Origin of the sequence: Mesorhizobium sp. M5C.F.Ca.IN.020.32.2.1 (assembly GCF_004023105.1) — a bacterium.
Lineage (GTDB): Bacteria > Pseudomonadota > Alphaproteobacteria > Rhizobiales > Rhizobiaceae > Mesorhizobium > Mesorhizobium wenxiniae.
This window is the reverse complement of the sequence record NZ_RZSX01001425.1, coordinates 1-885: the sequence shown is the minus strand read 5'-3', so window position 1 is coordinate 885 and position 885 is coordinate 1. Positions and strand designations below refer to the sequence as shown.

Annotated in this window: 2 protein-coding genes; one reads left to right on the top strand and one right to left on the bottom strand. The window is 62.0% G+C overall.

Translation table 11 applies throughout. The features are described 5' to 3' along the window. Positions 1-389 (bottom strand): TetR/AcrR family transcriptional regulator (locus EOA86_RS36515; RefSeq protein ID WP_164892402.1); only part of this gene is annotated, 389 nt, incomplete at its 3' end. A 100-nt stretch (positions 390-489) separates the two neighbouring features. On the opposite strand from EOA86_RS36515, the gene EOA86_RS36510 reads away from it, so the two are divergent. Further along, positions 490-885, top strand: a 396-nt coding sequence (locus EOA86_RS36510) for an SDR family NAD(P)-dependent oxidoreductase (protein WP_128345824.1), incomplete at its 3' end; no start/stop codon positions are given.

The following is an 885-nucleotide window of genomic DNA, read 5'->3' as shown; positions in this document are numbered from 1 at the left end:
CGGCGGCGCAGGTCATGGCAAATGGCGCCGCGGCTTGAATCCTGGTGCAGAGCGCCGAGTGCGATCAGGCAGCCTTGCGGACGATCGGTCTGCGAATAGGCCTTGGCCGTCTGGCGCAAGAAGCGCTCGACCGCCTCGCGCGCTGTCGGCGCTTTTTCCAGTGCGGACCAGATATCGGTGCCTTCGACCTGCGTGTAGAGCTCGACCGCTTCGAGGAAGAGCGCTTCCTTGCTGCCGAAGGCGGCGTAGAGGCTGGGCGAGTTGATGCCCATCGCCGAGGTCAGCTCGGTCATCGATGCGCCCTCGTAACCCTTCGCCCAAAACACCTCCATTGCACGCCGCAAGGCAGCGGTTCGATCGAAGGTGCGGGGACGGCCTCGTTCGGGCATGGCATCCTTTCTGTGTTGATTGATACATAAATCTGTTGACGCACTCGGGCAAGGCTGGCAGACATTTATGTATCGATCATTACAAAAAAAGGAGAAAAAAATGTCATCGCAACACTTGAACGGCAAGGTCGCGCTCGTCACCGGCGGCAGCCGCGGCATCGGCGCAGCGATTGCACGAAGGCTCGCGGCCGACGGCGCCAGCGTCGCACTCACTTACGTGACCGGTCAGGAGCAGGCCCGTGCTGTCGTCGAGGATATTCAGGCAGCCGGCGGTCGCGCCATTGCCCTCAAGGCCGACAATCGCGACGCCGCCGCAATCCAAGAGGCGGTCAGCGAGGCAGTGAGAGTTTTCGGGCGGCTCGACATCCTTGTCAACAGCGCCGGTATCTGGCGCGTCGCGCCGATCGACACATTGGCGCTCGCCGACTTTGATGAAACTATGGAGGTCAATGTCAGAGCCCCGTTCGTGGCCTCGAAGGCGGCAGCCGTGCACATG